We start from the raw sequence: 21808 nt of genomic DNA, 5'->3' as shown, positions 1-21808 counted from the left end.
ATCCGCGTTCTACGCTCACCTCAGCTGGAGCCCATGGACTGGCTCAGGAGGGCACGCCAATGCGTTTTTCGACCCGCACCAACCCCTTTCGCCCGCACAGTCAGGCCATTGCCCTGGAGCCGCGCATTCTGTTCGACGGCGCCGCGGCCGTAGCGGTCGACCATCAGCAAAACCACGACAGCGATAGCCAGGCGGCCACCACCGAGCACCCGGCCACCAGCGAACCAACCACGACCGCCAGCCGCGAAACATCGCCCAGCAAACAGCTGTTGGTACTCGATAGCCGCATCGAAAACCGCGAGCAGTTACTGGCCGGCTTGCCCAGTGACGTTACCGCGCTGGTGATCAACACCAATGAAAATGGCCTGGCCGCCATCTCGGCCGCACTGGCGCAGATGGGCCAGGTCGACTCGGTACAAATTCTCTCCCACGGCTCATCCGGCCAGTTCACCCTCGGCAACCAGACGCTCACCGCCAGCAACATCGAGCAATTCAGCGAAACCCTGCAAGGCTGGAAACCGCACCTGAGCGCCGGCGCGGATATCCAGCTGTACGGCTGCGATGTTGGCGCGGGCACCGCCGGGCAAACCCTGGTGAATGAACTGGCGCAGATTACCGGCGCCGATGTGGGTGCCTCCAGCAACGACACCGGCGCCAGCAGCAAAGGCGGCGACTGGAATCTGGAAGTCCGCAGTGGTGATGTGGACAAACACCTGGCGCTCGGCGCGGTGGCGCTGTCCAGTTTCGATGGCTTGCTGGCCAACGCTGCGCCGGAGGTCTCGGTGGGTAGTGCCGGCAGCGATGTGCTGCTGGGCAGCCAGTTCACCTTCACCCTGAATTTCGACAACAGTTCCTCGCAGGTCGGCTATGCGCCCTTCATTACCTTGTTCATGCCCGCCACCGGCAAGGACGGTAACGACGGCGCTACCTTCGTGTCCGCTAGCTACCTGGGCAACACCCTGGCCAGCCAAACGGTAATTTTCGACAGCGCCGGCAATGCCACCAACCCCATTGCCAAGGGCAGTGACGGCCAGCCGCTGGTGATCAATGCCAGCACCTACGGCATGCAGCCCGGCGATCAGATGGTGGTTATCCGCATCCCGTTTGCCAGCGTCTCGCAAGACGAGCCATTGCTGCCGGTTGTGATCACCGCCAACCTCAGCAACCTGGCCGACACCAGTTTCTCCAACGGCTCGCCAGACCTCACGGTAAAAGCAATCGGCGGCTTCGAGCTGGGTAACGACTCGGCCAACAACCCCAGCACCGACCCGTCCATTTTGCAGGGCACAGCCGCCACGTTCGTGGTGCACCCCACGGTGATCACCTTCAGCGAAAACATTGCCGCCCCCGAGGGCGAAACCGCCACTGGCCCCAACTACTCGCGCACCTACACCACCACCGTCACCCCGGCGCCCGGCCAAACCCTGAGCAACGTGCTGGTCACCCAGCCGCTGCCAGATAACGTGCAAGTCACCGCCATAACCCCGGCGGCTGGCGGCACGCTGGTATCGCTCACCCTTGCCGACGGCACGGTGGTCACCAACTCGGCGGCAATAGCCGCGGCCATAGCGTCCGACTCGATATTCATCAGCGAGTACACGGTGCAATACGCGACCCTCGCCGCCCCCGCCGACACCGTGGTGCAGTTCTACGTGCCGGAGGCTGACAGCAACGGCAACAACATCCTCAACCCCTACACCGGCGACACCGCCACCATCACCCTCGGCGCGCCCACCGCCTCCGGCCAATGGATCCCGTTGGACCCGCGCGACGTGGTGGCACCGGCCACCTCCATCGATTTTTCCGGCACCGGGTTCACCACCAACCTCGAAGCCAAATCCATCACCCTGCTCAAGGACATGACGGTGCAAACCGACCTGGGCAGTGCCGGCCTGACGCCCGGTGACACCCTGCTGTTCAAACTCAATATCGCGGTGTCCGACTACTTCGCCTTCGGCAAGGATTTCTTCGGCGATGGCCAGTTCATCGTCAGCGACCAGTTGGGCGACGGCCTGATCCTGAACAACACCCCGACCCTCACCGTCACCCTCAACGGCGCCACCCAGACCGTGGCGCTGGAGACTCATCAGGTTAATAACGCCGACGGCACCACCAGCCTGCAATTCGATATCGCCACCTCGCTGCAAAACGCCTTCCCGGTGCGCAGCTGGATCAACGGCGACCTGGCCTTCGATGACGTGCGCGACGGCGCCGCCGTGGCGGTAGTCAGCTACACCGCGCTGGTGGCGCAAAGCTACACGCCGCCCGCGGGTAACCCGCACAGCGAAATCAACGAAGGCGACGCCCTGGGCAACACGGCCGTGGTCACCGCCAGCGTGATGGAGGGCCGCTTCAACCTCACTGGCTCCGACCAGAGTGATAACTCCAGCACGTCGACCACCGTGCCGGTCGGCCAGGTCGGCATCAGCATCGTCAGCGTCAACGGCAGCAGCGCGGGGGCCAACGCCGAACTGCACCCTGGCGATGAGGTGACCTTCAGCATCAGCTACGACCTGGTTACTGGCGACTACGAGCAGTTTTCCCTGACCGCCTACCTGCCCGAACCGCTGTTCGATGTGAGCAGCATTGTCTGGGGCTCGGGCGACGACCCCGGCCAATGGCAACTGGGCGCCGGCAATACCAACGCCGGCGGCGTGGTCGGCGTCAGCAGCGGCACCGCCAACTCGGTAGTGTTCGACCTCGGCAGCCATGTCTCCAGCGCCACCGTCGGCAGCCGGGTGGAACTGCAATTCACCCTGCGCGTGGGCAACCAGCCGTTCGCCGACCAACGCCTTGAAACCGTGCTGGCGCAGTCCAGCCAGCAAACCACGCTGACCAATGTCACCCTCGAATCGTCCGCTGTGGTGGCGATTGTTTCGGTGGCCGAGCCCGTGCTGGCCATCGCCCATGGCGTGGTGTCGGCCAGCAATGGCACCGTCACCGGCACCACCGGCAGTTGGAAAGCCCCCGGCACCGGTGGGGCGCCCTTCAGCGGTTCGGTCACCAGCCTGGCGGCCATTGAGGGCAAGGCCAACGGCATCGACGGCAGCGATGTGCTGCGCCTGGCCACGGCGATTGAAAACACCGGTGGCGGCGGCGCCTTTGATGTGGCCACCAGCATCGTGCTGCCCACGGGCCTAAGTTTTGTCGGCGGCAGCCTGACCAGCGCCAACCTGCAGATTTACCGCGGCGACGGCACCCAATTGATCGCCGGCATCGACTTCAGCGTCAGCGGCAATCAGGTGACCTTCCTCGACAACGGCGGCCAGGCCACCCTGCTCGCCGGGCGTGCCGGCACCGCCAACGACACCAGCGGCGCCAACGTGGTGGTGATCACCTACGACGTCAGCGTGGCGGCCAATATCGATGCCGGGCGCACCCTGCAAAGCACCGCCACCCTGAGCAACTACGCAAGCGTCGAGGGCGGTGGCGACTTCACCCCCACCGACCTCACCGACACCGCCGACCAGCAAATCGCCGCGCCCACCGTCGGCATCGTGTATGCCGATGGCAGCCTCGACCCCAGCGACTCCAGCGCGCCCCATACCAGCGGCGCCGATCTGGTGGTCGGCGAAAGCATGCTCTACGACATCGTCGTCACCCTGCCCGAGGGCGTCACCCAGAACCTGCGCATCGACGACCTGGTGCCGGACGGCTTGCGGGTCGATACCAGCTTCAACGGCAGCGGCTATCAACTGATCACCACCAGCGCTGGCAGCGGCGCACTGACCAGTGATTTCGCCGGCACGGTGACCATCAGCGGCGTCAGCGGGCCGGGCGGCACCGTGGGCACCGACGGCGTAGACCCGCGCTACACCTTCAGCGCCTCCACCAACAACGCCGACAACAACACCGGCAACAACAGCTTCGTGATTCGTCTGCGCCTGGTGGCCAGCAACGTCATCGCCAACCAGGCTGGCCGGGTGCTGCAAAACGCCAGCAACCTGCGTTACGACGACCCGGACGGCGACACCCCCAACGGCAGCAGCGTGCTCAGCCGCACTGTGAGCATGAGCACCAGCAACCTCAACGCCACCGTGCGCGAACCGACATTGCAGATCAGCCAGGTGCTGACCTCCACCTCCGACCCAGGCGGCTACGACGACGGCGACCCGCTGGAATTCACCATCACCATCAGCAACGGCAACGGCGCCACCGACTTCAACGCCTTCGACATCAGCCTGCTCGACACGCTGCCCACCGAGCTCAGCAACATCGTGCTGCAAGGGGTGACTTACCAGGGCGCCGCCACCAACAACGGCGGCGGTGATTTTGAAATCGTCGGCGGCCAGTTGCGCAGCACCAGCGGCGCCAATATCGACATCGGCAAGGGCGGCAGCATTGTGCTGCGCCTGACCGGCACGGTGAATGCCAGCGCAGCAGCCGGCGGCTCGAACTTCGACAACGTTGCCACCGTGCAATGGACCAGCCTGGACGGCAGCAACAGTGGCGAGCGCACCGGCGTCGACGGCCCGTTGCAAGGCGGCACCCTCAACGACTACCAACGCAGCTCCACCCTGCTGGTACCCGTGCCGGCCTTGCTGGAACTGTCGCGGGTCGGTGGCCTGCCCGACACCGCCGCGCCCAACCCCACCAGCGCCAGTACAGAGCAAGTGAGCATCGGCGAAATTGTTCGCTACCGCGCCACCGCGCTGATGCCCGAAGGGGTCAACGCCGACTACGTGTTGCAGTTCACCCTCGACAACGGCCTGGACCTGCTCACCAACTCGATTCGCATCGTGTTCATTTCCAACGGCGGCATGAGCAGCAGCGTGGTGCTGATCACCGGCGGCACCCTGAACGTCACCGGCGATGGCACCAGCCCGCTGGCCGGGCCAATACCCGCCGACCTGTCGGGCGCAGCGCCCACCGGCGTGTTTGATCCGGCGCGGGTCAGCGTCAACACGGTCGGTGGCCAGCAGGTGGTGAGCCTCAACTTCGGCGACATCAGCAACGTCAATGACAACGACGTAAACCTCGAAGGCATCACCGTCGAGTTCAACGTGCGGGTGCTCAACCAGGCCTCCAATGTGGCCGGCGTGGCCCTTGGCGTCAGCGCCCAGGGGTCGGTCAGCGGCGTGCAGCGCACCCAGAGCGAAACCCTGTACGAGCAGGTGGTCGAGCCCAATTTCGCCGGCGTCGACAAACAGGTCATCAGCTTCAACCCCAACCCCGCCGGAAGCAGCGGCACCGCCACCGTGCAACTGAGCATGACCCAGGACGGCAGCCTGGCCGCCTACAACACTCACCTGGTCGACGGCTTCCCCGGCGGCAGCAACTACACCCTGCAAAGCCTGAGCATCAACGGCACCAGCTATGGCCCCGGCAATCTGCCGGCGGGCGTGAGCGTCAGCACCAGCGGCGGCCTTACCGTGGACTTCGACAAGCTGGACGTCGGCGCCCAGGTAAAAGTGGTGTACCAGGTCACCCTGCCCAACAGCGCCGCCATTGCCAGCACCGATGCCACCCTCACCTGGAGCAGCCTGCCGGAAACCTTCAGCAGTTGGGGCGGCACCAGCGTCGGCACTGACGGCGCCACCGATGGCGAACGCACCGGCAGCAACGTCGGCCCCAATACCTATATCCGCAGCGAGGGCGCAGGGCTTGGCGTGCTCGCCGGCACCTTGTGGAACGACACCGCCAGCGCCACTGCCAGCACTACGCCGGATGGGCCGGGGCTGTCCGGCCTGACCGTCACCCTGACCTGGGCCGGCGCCGATGGCGACCTCGCCACCAGCGCCGACAACCTGCAATTCACGACCACCACCAACGGCAGCGGCCAGTACCAATTCGCTCTGCTGGCCAGCGGCCTGTACCGCATCGACACCCCTACCGGCACCATCAACTACCCCGAGCCACTGGGCCCGCTGAATGTGCGCATCGACACCGATGGCGGCACCCTGGGTCAGGTTCAGGTCACCCTCGGCGAGGGCAGCACGGCCGCCGCCGATGCCGGCTACGTGGAACAGAACGCCGCACCGATCAACAGCCTGCCCGGCACCCAGACCGGCCTGGAAGATGTGCAACTGGCCATTGGCGGTATTTCCATCAGCGACGTCGACGCCGACCGCGACCCCAACAGCGCCAGCCGCGAACTGACCGTCACCCTCGGCGTGCTGCACGGCACGCTGTCGCTCAGCGCCAACCCGCAAGGCGCCGGGGTCAGCGGCTCGGGCACGGCAAGCCTGGTGCTAACCGGCACCCAGGCTCAGCTCAACGCCGCACTGGCCAACCTGCGCTACCTGGGCAACCTCAACTACAACGGCGCCGACACCCTGACGGTGCTGACCAATGATCAAGGCAACTTCGGCGATTTCGACGGCGACGGCATTCCCGGCGAAACCGTGGAAGACGCACGCACCGACAACGACAGCCTGTTGATCAACCTCACCGCGGTGAACGACAGCCCGGTGGCCAACCCCGACTCAGCGGCCGCGGTGGAAGCCGGCGGCGACAACAACCAACTGCCCGGAGTGAACCCGCGCGGCGGCCTGTTAAACAACGACACCGACGTCGATATCGCCACCAATCAGGACGTGCTGCGCATCATCAGTGCCGGGCGTAACGGCCAGGCGCAACAAGTGATGGGCGCGCCGGCGTGCTAGTGATAACTGGCCTTTACGGCACGCTGACCCTGGGTAGCAACGGCACCTACGAGTACGTGGTAGACAACGACAATGCGCTGGTCCAGGCCCTGCGCCTGAGCGGACAAACCCTCAGCGAACAGTTCAGCTACGCCTTGTCGGATATCGCCGGTGCCCAGGCCGCCTCGATTCTCACCGTGACCATCGCCGGCGCCAACGACACACCAGTGGGCGTCAATGACACGGCCACCGCCGTTGAGGCTGGTGGCGTTGCCACGGCACCGCCGGCAGCAACGGCGCCGGCAATGTGCTAACCAATGACACCGATGTCGACAGCACCGCCAACGGCGAAACCAAGCACGTCAGCGGGGTACGCGCCGGCCGCGAACTCAACCCGGCGACGTTCGACGCCCTGCTCAACCCCGTGGTTGGCCTGTACGGCACCCTGACCATCGATGCCGCCGGCAACTACACCTACGTGATCGACAACACCAACACCGACGTACAGCGCCTGGTGCCGGGCACCAGCCTCACCGAGTACTTCAGCTACCGGCTGACCGACACCGGCAACCTCGATGACGTGGCGCAACTGACCATCACCATCAATGGCGCCTACGACAACCCGGTGGCCAGCGACGACGCCGCCAGCGCCCAGGCCGCGCCCACCAATGACAGCAGCCTGGAAAGCAACCCGACCGGCAACGTGATTCTGTTCCCCAGCCGCCCCGGCACGGTGGACAACGGCATCGACACCGACGTCGACGCCCCGGACCGGCCAAGCAGCCTGCTGCAGGTCAACGGGGTGATCAACAAGCCCGAACTCAGCTACGACCCGCTCAACGACACCCTCACCACAGTCACCAGCGCCGGCACGTTAGCCACCGGCCAATACGGCACCCTGCGCATCAGCAGCGACGGCAGTTTCAGCTACGACGTCGACAGCACCAACGCCGCTGTCGTCGGCCTGAACGCCACCCAGACGCTGAGCGAAATCTTCACCTACCAAGTGGTGGATACCGCGGGCAAAACCGACACTGCCCAGTTGGTGATTACCGTGCACGGGGTCAATGATCCACCCGTGGCACAGACCGTATTCAGCACTGCCGTGGAAGCCGGCGGCGTGGCCAACGGCACCGCCGGGGTCAACCCCAGTGGCGATGCCACCGGCAACGACACCGACCCCGACGGCGACCCGATCACCGTCACCCTGGCCCGCCCCGGCGCGCTTTCCGCCGGTGGCACAGACAGCCTTATCAGCGCCGGCGGCACGCTGCTGAGCGGCACCTATGGCAGCCTGACCCTGCGCAGCGACGGCACCTACAGCTACGTGCTGGACAACAACAATGTCGCCGTGCAGGCCCTGCGCCAGCCGAGCGACCTGCTGCTGGAGCGCTTCACCTACACCATCGATGACGGCCATGGCGGCACCGACCAGGCAGAAATCGTGGTGATCATTTCCGGGCGCAACGACACCCCGCTGGCCGGCGACGATACCGCCACCGCCATTGAAGCCGGCGGCGTGAACAACGGCACGCCAGGCAGCGACCCAAGCGGCAATGTGCTGACCAACGACACCGATGTGGACAGCGTCGCCAATGGCGAAACCAAGCTGGTGAATTCGGTACGCACCGGTGGCGAATTTGCCAGCGGCAGCGCGGGCACCGTGGGCAGCCAACTGCGCGGCACCTATGGCTGGCTGACCCTCAACAGCGACGGCAGCTACAGCTACCGGGTCGACAACAGCCTGGCCGCAGTGCAGGCCCTGCGCGGTACCAGCAACACCCTCAGCGAAAGCTTCAGCTACACGGTAGTCGACACCGCCGGCGCCCAGGACCGCGCCACCCTGGCCATAACCATCCAGGGCGCCAACGACGCGCCGGTCGCCAACAACGACATCGCCACGGCCGTGGAAGCCGGCGGCGTCAACAACGGCACGCCCGGCAGCAACCCCACCGGCAACGTGTTGACCAACGACTTCGACGTGGATGGTTTTGGTGAAACCGTGAGCGTGGTCGGCGTCGCCCAGGGTGCCGTCAGCGGCAGCATCGGCAGCGCACTGGCCGGCAGTTACGGCAGCCTGACTCTGAACGCCAACGGCACCTACAGCTACGTGGTGGATAACAGCAACGCCGCGGTGCAGGCGCTGCGCACCACCCTCAATACGCTGCAGGAAACCTTCACCTACCGCATCACCGATCTGGCTGGCGCCACCAGCAGTGCCACCCTGACCGTGACCATTCGCGGCCGCGACGACACCCCGCTGGCCAGCAACGACACCGGCACCGCGGTGGAAGCCGGCGGCACCTTCAACAACGTGCCCGGCAGTGGCGCGAGCGGCAATGTGCACGGCAATGATGTGGACGTCGATGCCAACGACAGCCTGACCCTCGACGGCATTCGCGTCGGCAGCGAGGCGGCCGGCGGCGCGCTGCAAACCGTCAGCGGCAGCAGCACCGTTGCCGGCCTGTACGGCACCCTGGTCATCAACACCAATGGCACCTATACCTACACGGTCAACAACAGCCTCGCCGCCGTGCAGGCGCTCAAAGCCGGGCAAACCCTGCTGGAGCAATTCACCTACCGCACCCACGACCTGGCCGGCGCCAGCGACACCGCGCAGTTGAGCCTGACCATTCAGGGCGCGTGGGACGCCCCGGTCGCCACCAACGATGAGGGTTACGCGGTCGCCGCCAGTGGAGTTGGCCCTGGCCATGACGCCACCGCCAATGTGCTGACCAACGACACCGATGTGGATGCCAATGACACCAAGACCGTCACCGGCATTCGCACCGGCGCCGAAGCATCCGTGGGCGCCATGACCACGGTGGCCGCCGGCGGCGACCTGGCCATCGACGGGCAGTACGGCCAGTTGCTGATCCATGCCGATGGCACCTACAGCTACCATGTGGACTCCAGCAATCCCTCCGTGATCGCCTTGGGCGCAGCGGGTTTTCTGCGCGAGCGGTTCACCTATCAAGTCAGCGATGGCGGCGGCCTGACGGACCTGGCGCAACTGACCCTGATCGTGCGTGGCGGCGATCAACCACCGGTGGCCGTCGACGATTTCGATGTGGCCATCGACCAGATTCCCGCACCGCATGCGCAGGGCAACGTGCTGCCCAATGACAGCGATATCGATCAGATCGAGTTGATTGGCGAACACTTGCAGGTGACCGGTGTGCGTACCGGCGCAGAACTGGGCAGTGGCGTCGACGGCGTGGTCGGCCAGGTGCTGCAAGGGCGCTACGGCACCCTCGTGCTGAATGCCGATGGCAGCTACAGCTACACCATCGACCTGAAAAACCCCGAGGTGCTGGCCGCCGCCGGTCTGGGCCAGGTGCTGCAGGACGTGTTCACGTACACGGTCAGCGACTTCTGGGGCGAGTCCGACCAGGCGCAGCTGACCATCAGCCTCGACATTGCCGCGCCATTTATTCCCGCGCCGAACAACAACGATGCCTTTTTCTACCCGCTCGGTGACCGCGAAGACCCGAACCAGGGTTACCCACTGCCCGGGGTCGATCCGATTGTGTTTATCGGCCCCGTGGTGGAACGCGAAAGCGGCATCAGCGAATTGGCCACGTGGAAATCCGATGGCAGCAATATCGACCTGGTGAAACCGCCGGAAATCATCAGCGACACCCTTAACCAGACCCTGCGGCCCATGGCCGGACAGTTCGTAAAAGCCGCCGTGCGCCAAAGCGCTGCCGCCAGCGAGTTGGGCCAGGCCTGGACTCTCGGTCGGCACGGGCGCATCAGCCTGAGCGCCGATGGCCTGCTCAGCGACCCGTCCGTATTCGCGACACTGCCGGCGGACATGTCGCCTCGAAGTGCGGAGCCTCATCACCGTGACGACTCGCATGAGGACAACCGCCACACGCCGCACAAACAGGAAAATTTACCGGCCAGCGAGCAGCAAACTTTGCAGCAGCAGCTACCTTCTCCGTTACCTCCAACCGCCGCGAGCCCCAGTGAGAACCTGAGCGCCCGCGGATTTAGCGCGCAGTTGCAGGCGGCCGCGCACCGCCTGCCGCCACGAGGAGCCGCTGGCGCCCGGCCGTTGTGAGTCTGGACAAGAGGATTGTCGATGCATCGTTACCCACTGAACGTAGTAGCCGTCGCGTTGACCAGCACCTTGCTGATCAACGCGTGTTCCTCCCTGCAGCCCAAGCCGTATAGCGAAGAGGAAAACCGCCAGCGCATCCTCGCCGACCAGGCCAGCATGTACGCCGGGCAAGAGCCGGTAAACGGCCCCATCACCTTCGAAGAAGCCGCCGCCCGCGCGCTGAAATACAACCTCGACTACCGCCTGAAACTGATGGAAAGCGCCCTGGCCGCCGACCTGCGCGATGTGTCCAGCCACGAAATGCTGCCCCGGGTGGTGGCCTCCGCCGGTTACGCCGGGCGCAACAACGACTCCGGCGGCACCTCCATCGGCATCGAAGACCGTCAGGAAAGCTTGCGTGCATCCACCTCCGAAGAACGCTACCGCACCCTCTACGGCCTCGGCCTGAGCTGGAGCCTGCTGGATTTTGGCGTGGCGTATTTCCGCAGCCAGCAAAAAGCCGATCAGATCTATATGGCCGAAGAGCGCCGGCGCAAAGTGGCGCAGAACGTGTTGCAAGACGTGCGCAACTCCTACTGGCGCGCAGTTGCCGCCCAGCGTCTGATGCCGCAGGTCGACAGCCTTCTGCTGCGCACTCATCAATCGCTGACCTCGGCCCGTGAAGCGGAAAATCGCGGGCTGTTGCCTCGCCAGGAAGTGCTCGCCTACCAGCGCGCCCTGCTCGACTCCATCTACCTGCTGAGCGTGCGCCGTCAGGATCTGGCCTTCGCCCAGGCCGAGTTGGCGGCGCTGATGTCACTGCCGCCGGGAGCGAAAATGGTCTTGGCCGACAGCGCCGAACCGCTGCTGCCGGTGCTCAATGGCGACATCGATCATCTGGAACAACTGGCCATGGAAAACCGGCCGGAGATCAAGGAAGAGTGGTACCGCAAACGGGTGAGCCAGGCCGACCTGAAAATCGCCAAGGCGCAGCTGTGGCCCAACGTGTCGGTCGACTTCGGCTACAAGCACGACTCCAACGCCTACCTCTACAACAACGGTTGGACCGACACCGGCTTGCAGGTGTCGATGAACCTGATTCGCCTGCTGCAACTACCGTCGCTAAACGCCGCCGAGGAATCCCAGGCGGCCACCGATGATGCCCGGCGCGTGGCGTTGTCGATGGCCATCCTCACCCAGGTGCGGGTCGGTGCGCTGCGTTACGACCTGGCGCGCCGTGAGGTGGATTTCACCGAAGACAGCCTGCGGGTGGACAACGAACTGCTCGGCTATGCGCAATCGGCGCGGCGCACCAACGTCGGCTCCGAACTGGAGCTGATCCGCGCCGAGGGCCGCTATCTGCTATCGCGCTACCAACGTGAAGCCGCTTACTCCAGCGCCCAGGCGGCGTGGGGCCGGCTGTACAACTCCATCGGCCTGGACATCCTGCCCGAGCAGATCGCCCAGAACGACATCAAGACCCTCGCGGGCGAAATCCACCGCACCCTGCAACAACAGGAACAACAGCGCTTGCTGGTGGTTCAGCAAGGAACTGCCAATGCGCCGGCCCGTCCGTAATGCCCTGCTGCTGAGTGTGTTGCTGGCCGGCCCGGCCGCTGCCGTACAAACCCCGCTGGTACTGGCGGACAACAGCCAGGTGGTCGGCGACACCCCGGTGATTCGCGTGCTGCTGGCCTCCGCGCTGGAAACGACCCTGTCCAGCCAAATGAACGGCACCCTCGCGAGCCTGGACGCCAGCCTTGGCCAGCCGGTGGCCAAGGGCGCCGAACTGGCCACGTTCAGTTGCAGCGAAGCGAACGCCAAAGCCAAAGTCGCCAGCGCCGAACTGGCCATGGCCAAACAAAACCACGACGCCAAACGCAACCTGCGCAAGCTCAATGCCGTGGGCGATCTGGAAGTAGCAGTCGCCGCCACCGAGGTGCAAAAGGCCGAAGGCGCACTGAGCATGAGCCAGGCGCAAAGCGGCTACTGCAAAGTGCAGGCGCCCTTCGCCGGGCGGGTGGCCAAGGTGTATGTGAAGCCTTATCAGACCGTGGCGGCCGGCACGCCGCTGCTGGACTTAGTGAGCGACGGCGCGCTGAAAGTGCGCCTCAACGTGCCCTCCAGCCTGTTGCCGAACCTGCGCCAGGGCCAACCCCTGCAGGTACGCATAAGCGAAACCGGCAAGCAATACCCGGCCACCGTCAGCGCCATCAACGCGCGGGTGGATGCGGTGGCGCAAACCGTTGAACTGGAAGCGCGCCTGGACGCCGTTTACCCGGAACTGATCGCCGGCATGAGCGGCACCGCGAGTTTCGCCGATGACCATGAGTGAAGCCCTGCCCAACCCCGCCCTGGCCCTCGAACTGCTGGCACTGCGCGACCGCGCGCTTGCCGCCGACAACCGCAACGCCCTGGCCTTTCATATGGCCAACGACCTCTACCCGCTGCTGCATTATCAACAGGCGCTGGTGTTTGCTCAGCACGGCGACGCGCTGGAATTGTTAAGCGTGTCGGGCCTGGCCAAACCCAGCGAAGACTCGCCGTATCTGGTGTGGTTACAGCGCGCCAGCCGTTGGATCGCCGCCCAGTTACCGGCAGACAGCGACCAGGCACTTTGGCTCGCGCGCGATGCGCTAGAACCGCCCGCCGAAGTCAGCGAAGGCTGGGCCGAATGGTGGCCGGCCGGGCTGTGGTGCGTGCCAATCCATGCGCCCCAGGGGCAGCGCCTGGGCCTGCTGCTGTTTTTGCTGGAGGAACCCCCGGCGCCGGTACTGCAACAAAACCTCGCCGGCCTGTGGCACACCTGGGGTTACTGCTGGGCGGCGCTCAGCCCGCAGCGGGGGTTTTCCCGCTGGCGTCTGCGCCGTCGGCATGCCGTGCTGGCCGCCGTGTTAATCGGCGCGGTGCTGTTGGTGCCAGTGCGGCAAAGCGCGCTGGCACCGGCGGAAATCATTTCACGTCAGGCGCAAATCATCAGCGCGCCCATCGACGGCGTGATCGAGGCCATGCAGGTGCGGCCCAACCAGGATGTGCAACAAGGCACGCCGCTGTTCAGCCTCGACGAAACTACGCTGCGCAGCCGCGCCGAGGTGCTGAGCAAGGAAGTGGCGGTCGCCGACGCCGAACTGCTGGCTGCCAGCCAGCGCGCCTTCGACAACCCGCAAAGCAAAGGCGAACTGACCCTGCTCAACGGCCGCGCCCAACAACGGCGTGCCGAATTGGCAGCGGTAGAGGCACAACTCAAACGCACCCGCGTGCTGTCACCGCGCGCCGGCGTGGCAGTGTTTTCCGACCCCAACGACTGGCTGGGTAAACCGGTGACCACCGGCGAGCGCATTTTGCAGGTGGCGGACCCTAGCCAACCGGCGATGCTGATCGAGCTATCGGTAAACGACGCCATCGCCCTCGAACCCGGCGCCCCCGTCACCCTGTTCCTGACCGCCTACCCGCTGAAACCGTTGCGCGGGCAGATTCTGGAAACCAGCTACCAGGCCCGGCCCAGCGACGACGGCGTGGTGAGTTACCGCTTGCTCGCCAGCATCGAGGCCAACGACGGCGAGACCACCGACCACGCGCGCCTGGGCCTGCACGGCACCGCCAAGCTCTACGGCGAGCGCGTGCTGTTGGGTTATTACTTGCTGCGCCGGCCACTGGCCACGGTGCGCGCCTGGACCGGCTGGTAAGGCCATGGAAGCCGCCGTCTCCCCCACCCTGCTGCAACTGAGCGACGAAGCCGACCAACCGCTGCCGCCACTGCGTGAAGACCTACGGTTTAACGAAACCGCCGCCACCCGCAACGGCGAACCCAGCTGGGTGATTCAGGACACGTTGGTCAACCGCTTCTACCGCATCGGCTGGCTGGAGTTCGAATGCCTGCTGCGCTGGGGGCAAACCCCCAGGCAGATCTGCGCCCAAGTGAGCGCCGAAACCGCCCTGCAACCGGAGGTGGAACAGGTGCTGCAACTGCGCCAGTTTTTGCACCAGCACCAGTTGCTGCGTATCGCCTCGCCCAACGCGCCGGCCGGTGACAAAAACAGTTGGCTGAGCTGGCGCTGGTGGTTGCACCACTACCTATTTTTTCGCCTGCCGCTGCTGCACCCACAACGCCACCTCAAGCCGCTGGCCGATGCGCTGGGCTGGTTGTTTTCGCCCATCACCGCCGTGCTGGTCATGCTGCTGAGCGTGCTGGGCATCGTGCTGGTGCTGCACCAGTGGGACACCTTTCGCAGCGCCGTGGTGGAGTCGTTTTCCACCGAAGGGCTGTTCAGTTTTGCCCTGGCGCTCATCGTGGCGAAAACCCTGCACGAGCTCGGTCATGCGCTGGTTGCCACACGCCAAGGGCTGCGCGTGGCCCATATGGGCATCGCGTTTGTGGTGCTCTGGCCGATGCTCTACACCGACACCGGCGAGAGCTGGAAACTGCGCCGTTCACAACAACGCCTGGCGATTGCCAGCGCCGGCATCGTCACCGAACTGGCCCTCGCCGGCCTGGCCACATTGGGCTGGGCGTTGTGCGATCCCGGCCCGCTGCGTAATGCTTTGCTGTATTTGGCGACCACCAGTTGGGTGCTGTCGCTGGCGCTGAATGCCAGCCCATTTATGCGCTTTGACGGCTACTTCATCCTTTCCGATTTGCTGGATTTTCCCAACCTGCACGAGCGCGCCTCGGCGCTGGCCCGGGTAAGCCTGCGCCGCACCTTGCTGGGCCTGGAAGAACCTTGGCCGGAGCTATTTCCACGCAAACAACGACGTCTGCTGGTAGCCTTCGCCATCACCACCTGGTGCTACCGGCTGGTACTGTTTCTCGGCATTGCGGTGGCGGTGTACCTGCTGTTTTTCAAAGTGCTGGGCATCTTTTTATTTATGGTCGAACTCAGCTGGTTTATTGCCCTGCCGGTGTACCGCGAACTGCAGCACTGGTGGAAACAACGCGGCCAGATCGCCCGTTCGCGCCTGCGTATCTGGCAACTGCTACTCGGCGTCCTGCTGCTGTTGCTGGCCATTCCCTGGCGCAGTCAAATCGACGGCGTCGGCGTGGCCCATGCCGAACGCCAGCTGCGCGTGTACGCACCCTACCCGGCCGAACTGCAATCCATCCGCCCGGCCGGCCCGGTGCGCGCCGGCGATAACCTGGCGGTGCTCGACGATCCAAGCATCAGCTCGCGCCTGCTCAGCAGCGAAGCCAACGTGCGCAGCTACGAAGCCCGCCTGACCGGTTTATTGGCCGACCCCAGTGGCCTGATGGAAACCAACGCCACGCGCGAACGCATGGGCGTGCAAACCCAGGAAGCCCAGGCTGCCCGCGCTGAAATCGCTCGCCTCAATCTGCAAAGCGGCTTCGACGGCCTGTGGCTCGACGTCGACCCACAACGCCAGCCCGGCCAATGGCTCAGCCCCCAGGAAGCGCTTGGGGTGCTGGTCGACCCCACCAGCTGGCAAGTGGACGCGTATATCCAGCAAGACCAGGTCCACCGCCTGCAAATCGGCGACCCCGTACGCTTCTACCCGGACGGCCAACCGACCGCATTGCACGGCCACGTGCTGACCATCGGCAGCACCCGCGCCAACCAACTCAACCACCGCATGCTCGCCTCCCGGTTCGGCGGCCCGGTGCCCACCACCACCCACGGCAACGCGCTGGTGCCAACCGATGCGTTGTTTCAGGTATTGATTCAACTGGACCAGGCGCCGCCCGCCCTTCATGAAACGCGCGGGCATGTGAAGATTGAAGGGCAGCGCAGGAGTTTGTTGGCCGATGGGGCGACGCATCTTGCGGCGGTGTTGATGAGGGAGAGTGGGTTTTAAGCGCTGAAAAGCATCGAGGCTGATCGGATCGCCGCCGGCCTCTCCTACAGGGTTTCGAAAATCCTCGTGGGAGAGGCCGGGGAGGCGATCCGATCAGCCTCGATCGGTTTTACAGGGTTACGTCGCATCCGCGTGACTCACCAACCCCTTGATCACCACCGCCACACTGGCCACCGCTGCCGGCACCACCAAGGCGGTGAGTACCTGTTCGAAGTTCCAGCCCAGGCCCAGCAGCGTCGCACCAATCCACGCACCGAGAATGGCGCCGAAGCGGCCGATACCGAGCATCCACGACACCCCGGTCGCGCGGCCTTGGGTGGGGTAGAAACGTGCCGCGAGCGACGGCATGGCCGATTGCGCGCCGTTGATGCACATGCCGGCCAGCAGCACGAGGGTGGCGAGCACGGTCACTTTGCCCAGGCTCTGGCCCACGAAGTAGGCAAACACACCGGCCAGGAAGTAGAAGATGCCGATGACTTTGTGCGGGTTGAATTTGTCCATCGCCCAGCCCACGCCCACGGCGCTGAGCACACCGCCGAACTGGAACAGCGCGCCGATAAAGGCGGCCTGCTCCATGCTCGCGCCGCTGTCGCGCATCAGCGTTGGCAGCCAGCTGGTGAGCAGGTACACGATTACCAGGCCCATGAAATAGGTCAGCCACAGCAGCAAGGTGCCGGCGCTGTAGGTGCCGGAGAACACCACTTTCAGAACGTTGCGGCTCTGCACGGTTTTCTGTTCCGGCACGCTGAAGTCGGTGGCCAGGGCCACTTCGGCCGGGGCAATCGGGGCCAGTACTTTACGCACCTTGTCAGCACCGCGATTGCGCACCACCAGGAAACGCGCCGACTCCGGCAGCCACACCAGCAGCACCACGGCCAGCAGCAACGGCAGAATGCCGCCGAGCAGCAACAGGCTGTGCCAGCCGAACGCCGGAATCATCTTGGCGGAAATAAAACCGCCACCGGCCATGCCGAGGTTAAAGCCGCAGAACATGCTGGTGACCAGCAAGGACTTGAGGCGCTCTGGGGTGTATTCGGAGAGCAGCGTAGTGGCGTTCGGCATGGCGGCGCCAAGACCCAGTCCGGTGAGCAGACGCAGCACCAGCAGTTGGTCGAGGCTGGTGCTAAAGGCCGACAGCAGGCTGAAGAACCCGAACAGGCCGACGGCGGCGACCAGCACCACCTTGCGCCCGAAGCGGTCGGCAATTGGGCCGGAGCCGAGGGCGCCGAACACCATGCCGATCAGCGCGGCACTCATCACCGGGCCGAGGCTGGCGCGGTCTACGCCCCAATCTTGGGTCAGCGCCGGGGCGATAAAGCCCATGGCGGCAGTGTCGAGGCCGTCGAGAAATACGATCAGAAAGCACAGCAGCACAATCTTCCACTGGTAGCGCGAAAGCGACTGGGCGTTGATAAAACCTTGTACGTCGAGTGTGCCGGTGGTGGGCACGTGAGCGGGGCTGGTCATGCAAGAAATTCCTGTGAGTTTTTCTTCGCCGCAAAGAGGCAGGCGAATGGAACAGGAATGAGGGACGGGCCAGACAGACGCTGCACAGCGGATGTCAGCGAAGCGCGGGCGCGCTGCGGCGAACGGATGTCCATGGCTGGCTCTCATTTGTTTTTATTGGAGGCATAGCTTGGGTCGCGAGGGCGACTGGGGAACAGTACGCAGCGACGAGGGGGGGCATCAATCCGATAATCGACTAACTGGGCGTTTATCGAACACTAGTGGTACTCCATCGCCCCCATTCCACCGTCATCCCCGCGCAGGCGGGGATCCAGAGTTTTGGACGGGGCGAGAAGTGACGCAAGACACGAGATTCTGGATTCCCGCCTGCGCGGGAATGACGGTCTTCGGAGCTAGAAAGTACGCAGGGTCAATGAAACAACCGCGTACTCAACTCTTTGCTGGCCTCCAACAACACCGGCAAAAACCGCGTCTCCAATTCCTGCCGCGAAACCCGCCCGGCATGCGTCCCCACGTTCAACGCCGCCAACACCTGCCCCGCCGAGTCTTTCAACGGCACGGCAATCGAGCGCAGGCCCACCTCCAGTTCCTGGTCGATGATCACCCAGCCTTGCTGGCGAATCTCGGCAATGCTTGCGCGCAACGCCTCGGGGGTGTGCACGGTGCGGCTGGTCTTGATCTGCATCTCGGCGTGATCGATGTAGTCATCCAGCGCGGCGTCATCCAGAGCAGAAAGCAGGATGCGGCCCATGGAGGTGCAGTACGCCGGCAGGCGGCTGCCCACGCTCAAGTCCACCGAAATAAGCCGCTGCGGCGTGGCCGAGCGGGCGATATAGAGAATCTCGTCGCCTTCCAGCGTGGCCATCGAACAGGCCTCGTGCAGTTGCTCGCTCAAGCGGTCGAGAATCGGCTGCGCCGTCACCGCCAGCGGCGTGGACGACAGATAGGCATGCCCCAGAGTCAGCACTTTGGGCAGCAGCGAGTAGGTGCGGCCATCGGTGGTGACGTAGCCCAGGCTCATCAGCGTGTGCAGGCAACGACGCACGGCAGCACGGGGAATTTCGGTGCGGTGGCTGATCTGGGCGATGGTCAGGTGGCGTTTACGCTCCTGAAAGGCATGAATCACCGCCAGGCCGCGGGCCAGGGAGGTCATGAAATTGGGGTCGCCGGTAAAGGCTTCGATGCGCTTGGCCGGCGAGGCAATGATCGGCGGTGCCAGCGGAGGCAGGGTGATACGAGGTTCGTCAGTCATCTTGTTATTGTCTCGTGCACGGCTCGGTGTGGCCGATTATCGAACCGAAGTTCGATAATCGCAATTGACCCTCTCGGGCATGGCATCTACCTTGGCGCCTGCTGTCGCCGTAACCGGCGGCACAAAGGGCACGCTCACAAGGTGGCGCTCTGGAAATGGTTTACCGTTTCCCTTCGACTCTCCGAGCCCTGCCACCGCCGTGCTATCCGCACGTCGGCAGGCCGGCTCAATCACTCCCCGGCAAATACCTGAGTCGTGAGCTGACGCAACCGACTGCGGGTGCGCACAAAATCCAGGTGCGACCCCGGCCGGCACACCTCGTCCAGCTCGGCGGCGCAACCGAGCAGCAAATGCACGCCACTGTCGTAGGCAATGTCGACGAAGTTGAGGATGCGCTGCTGCACATCGATGCCTTCGTTATCCAGTGTCGGCACGCCGTAAATGGCGATCTGCCGAAAACGTTGGCACAGCCAGAGAAAGTCAGCGCTGGAATGCGGATGGCGGCACAGCTCATCGAAATCCAGCAGGGCGCGCGTGGCTTCGCGGGCCAGCACCTTCAGCGGGTGATGGTTGACCGCAAGCTTCAGGTCGCGCTCCACAGCGGCGGTAAAGCCCAGCTGCTGCTCCAACCAGTCGCCTAACGCCGGGCACAGTGGCCAGGCGTAATAACCCCAGGCTTCCTGCGCGCCGGCGCGTTCACGGTAGTCTTCGCCGGCGTCCAGATTGAGCACGGTAAAGCGCGATTCGAGCAGGTCGATGGCCGGCTTGAAGCGGTCGCGGTACAGCGGGTTGGGGCACAGGTTGATGGGCGCGTAATTGGAGGTGCATACCAGCCCCACGCCCTCCTCCACCAGCACCTTGAGCAGACGGCCGAGCAGCATGGCATCGGCAATGTCATGCACATGGAATTCGTCGAAACAGAGCAAACGGGCTTCCTGCGCCACTTCGCGGGCCACCCGCACCAGCGGCTCGCTCTGCCCGGTAAACGCGCCCATACGCTGCTGCACTTCCTGCAGAAACGCATGGAAATGCACGCGGCGCTTGGCCTGCACCGGCGCGGCGGCGAAGAAGGTGTCCATGACAAAACTTTTGCCACGCCCCACCCCGCCCCACAGGTAAATGCCGGCCACGGGTTTACGCAGCCAACCACGGCGCCCCGCCGACCAGCCGTCTAGCCAGGTGGCAAGGGTGTCGATAGCGGCTTGCTGTGCAATGTCGGCCCGATAACCGCGCGCCTCCAGTGCATCGTTGAAACGCCGGTGAATGCGCTGGTCGACGGGTTCGACCAGGCCTTCTGCGTCTTGCTTAGAAGTCAAAGAAAACGGTCTCGCCCTCGCCCTGGATACGGATATCGAAGCGGTAAGCCGCCTTGCCGTCAACCTCGCAACGCGTAGCGACGAGGGTTTCGCGCCGTTGCGGTTGCTCGATCAGGTTCAACACCGGGCAGGCTTTATTGGCCTCGGCCTCGTCATCGAAGTACAGGCGGGTCTGGAGATGGATATTGATGCCACGGGCAAACAGCGACACGTTGATATGCGGCGCCATCGGCACCCCGGCAGCATTTTTCACCACGCCGGGCTTGATGGTATGCAGCGTCCACTCACCGGCATCGAACGTGGTGGCCGTGCGGCCGAAGCTGTTGAAGGGTTTTTCCAGGTTGAAATCGGCGTCGTACTGGCCTTCGTGGTTGGCCTGCCAGAACTCCAGAAACGAGTCACGCACCAGATGGCCGTTGCCGTCATACACGTTGCCCAGCAGCAGAATGTGCTCGCCTGGGGCGCCCGGTTTGGCCATCTCATTCCAGATTTCCTGGTCGCGCGATGGGTTGCCGGCGGCGCTCAGGGCCAGGCCGATATGCACATAGGGCCCGGCGGTTTGCGAGGGGGTTTCGTTCAGCAATTGAATAGGCATGGACTGATCCTCCTCAGCGATTTTCAAAATGAGTTTTGCGCTGACCGCGTAAAACGATATCGAACCGGTAAGCCAGGCAATCCATCGGATTGGCTGCGCTCATATCGAGCTTGGCGATCAGGCTTTGCACCGCTTCCGGGTTGGCGATGGATTTGACGATGGGGCACATCGGAATCAGCGGGTCGCCTTCGAAATACAGCTGGGTGATCAAGCGCGTGGAAATCGACGGGCCACTGATGGAGAAGTGGATATGCGCCGGGCGCCAGTCGTTGGGGCCGTTACGCCACGGGTACGGGCCGGGCTTGATGGTGCGGAAACTGTAGTAACCATCACGGTCCGTCAGGGCCCGGCCGACACCGCCGAAATTGGGGTCCAGCGGCGCCAGGTAACGGTCGTTCTTATGGCGATAGCGGCCACCGGCGTTGGCTTGCCACATCTCCACCAGGGTGTGGGGAATCGGCTGGCCGTACTGGTCGCACACACGCCCTGCGACGATGATGCGCTCGCCCACCGGCAAGCCGCCGTTATTGAAGTTGAGCAACAGGTCGTTGTCGTACTGGCCCAGCTTCAGGTGCGAGAAGTCCGGCCCGGTGGTTTCCGAAACCGATTGAGGAATGCTCACCAGCGCTTGGCGCGGCGAACGGGGAATGGAGGTTTTGTAATCAGGCGTCAGGGCTTTGGGGTGCCAGTTACGGTCACGGATGACGAAGCGACTGCTGTCTGCATCAGACATGTCGTTCT

10 protein-coding genes and 1 pseudogene are annotated in these 21808 nt (G+C 64.4%); 5 read left to right on the top strand and 6 right to left on the bottom strand.

Going from position 1 to position 21808, the window contains the following annotated elements:
* The first annotated feature begins 59 nt into the window (after positions 1-59).
* The 5 genes and pseudogenes from AC0V2S_RS02290 to AC0V2S_RS02270 all read left to right on the top strand — a co-directional run bounded on the left by AC0V2S_RS02290 (position 60) and on the right by AC0V2S_RS02270 (position 16437).
* Positions 60-10650: pseudogene (locus tag AC0V2S_RS02290) on the top strand (VCBS domain-containing protein).
* Between the two features lie 21 nt (positions 10651-10671).
* Positions 10672-12207, top strand: a complete 1536-nt coding sequence (locus AC0V2S_RS02285) for a TolC family protein (protein WP_475508324.1) — start codon at positions 10672-10674, stop codon at positions 12205-12207.
* On the top strand, positions 12188-12964 hold the full coding sequence (locus AC0V2S_RS02280; protein ID WP_475508323.1) for an efflux RND transporter periplasmic adaptor subunit: 777 nt from the start codon (positions 12188-12190) through the stop codon (positions 12962-12964). The genes AC0V2S_RS02285 and AC0V2S_RS02280 overlap by 20 nt, the downstream gene beginning before the upstream one ends.
* Complete coding sequence (locus tag AC0V2S_RS02275) at positions 12951-14315, top strand: efflux RND transporter periplasmic adaptor subunit (RefSeq protein ID WP_475508322.1); 1365 nt, start codon at positions 12951-12953, stop codon at positions 14313-14315. The genes AC0V2S_RS02280 and AC0V2S_RS02275 overlap by 14 nt, the downstream gene beginning before the upstream one ends.
* A 37-nt stretch (positions 14316-14352) precedes the next feature.
* Positions 14353-16437, top strand: a complete 2085-nt coding sequence (locus AC0V2S_RS02270; RefSeq protein ID WP_475508689.1) for a site-2 protease family protein — start codon at positions 14353-14355, stop codon at positions 16435-16437.
* Positions 16438-16554: 117 nt separating this feature from the next.
* Here the strand turns inward: AC0V2S_RS02270 and pcaK are convergent, their stop codons facing one another.
* The 6 genes from pcaK to pcaH form a co-directional block, all read right to left on the bottom strand.
* Complete coding sequence (gene pcaK, locus AC0V2S_RS02265; RefSeq protein WP_475508321.1) at positions 16555-17904, bottom strand: 4-hydroxybenzoate transporter PcaK; 1350 nt, start codon at positions 17902-17904, stop codon at positions 16555-16557.
* Positions 17901-18038 carry a hypothetical protein gene (locus tag AC0V2S_RS02260; protein ID WP_475508320.1) on the bottom strand — a complete coding sequence of 46 codons (138 nt, stop codon included), beginning with the start codon at positions 18036-18038 and terminating at the stop codon, positions 17901-17903. The genes pcaK and AC0V2S_RS02260 overlap by 4 nt, the downstream gene beginning before the upstream one ends.
* 275 nt (positions 18039-18313) lie before the next feature.
* A complete protein-coding gene (locus AC0V2S_RS02255) occupies positions 18314-19156 on the bottom strand; it encodes an IclR family transcriptional regulator (RefSeq protein WP_475508319.1) in 843 nt (280 codons plus the stop codon).
* A gap of 230 nt (positions 19157-19386) precedes the next feature.
* On the bottom strand, positions 19387-20472 hold the full coding sequence (zapE, locus tag AC0V2S_RS02250; RefSeq protein WP_475508318.1) for a cell division protein ZapE: 1086 nt from the start codon (positions 20470-20472) through the stop codon (positions 19387-19389).
* The gene (gene pcaG / locus AC0V2S_RS02245; RefSeq protein WP_475508317.1) at positions 20462-21067 is read right to left on the bottom strand and encodes a protocatechuate 3,4-dioxygenase subunit alpha; all 606 of its coding nucleotides are present in this window, start codon (positions 21065-21067) and stop codon (positions 20462-20464) included. Before pcaG ends, zapE begins: the two co-directional genes overlap by 11 nt.
* A 13-nt stretch (positions 21068-21080) precedes the next feature.
* Positions 21081-21800, bottom strand: a complete 720-nt coding sequence (gene pcaH / locus AC0V2S_RS02240; RefSeq protein WP_475508316.1) for a protocatechuate 3,4-dioxygenase subunit beta — start codon at positions 21798-21800, stop codon at positions 21081-21083.
* Positions 21801-21808: the final 8 nt, after the last annotated feature.

The sequence above is a fragment of the Pseudomonas sp. CC11G genome (assembly GCF_056174845.1).
Note: the sequence above shows the minus strand (reverse complement) of the source record. Positions and strands in the feature narration are given on the sequence as shown.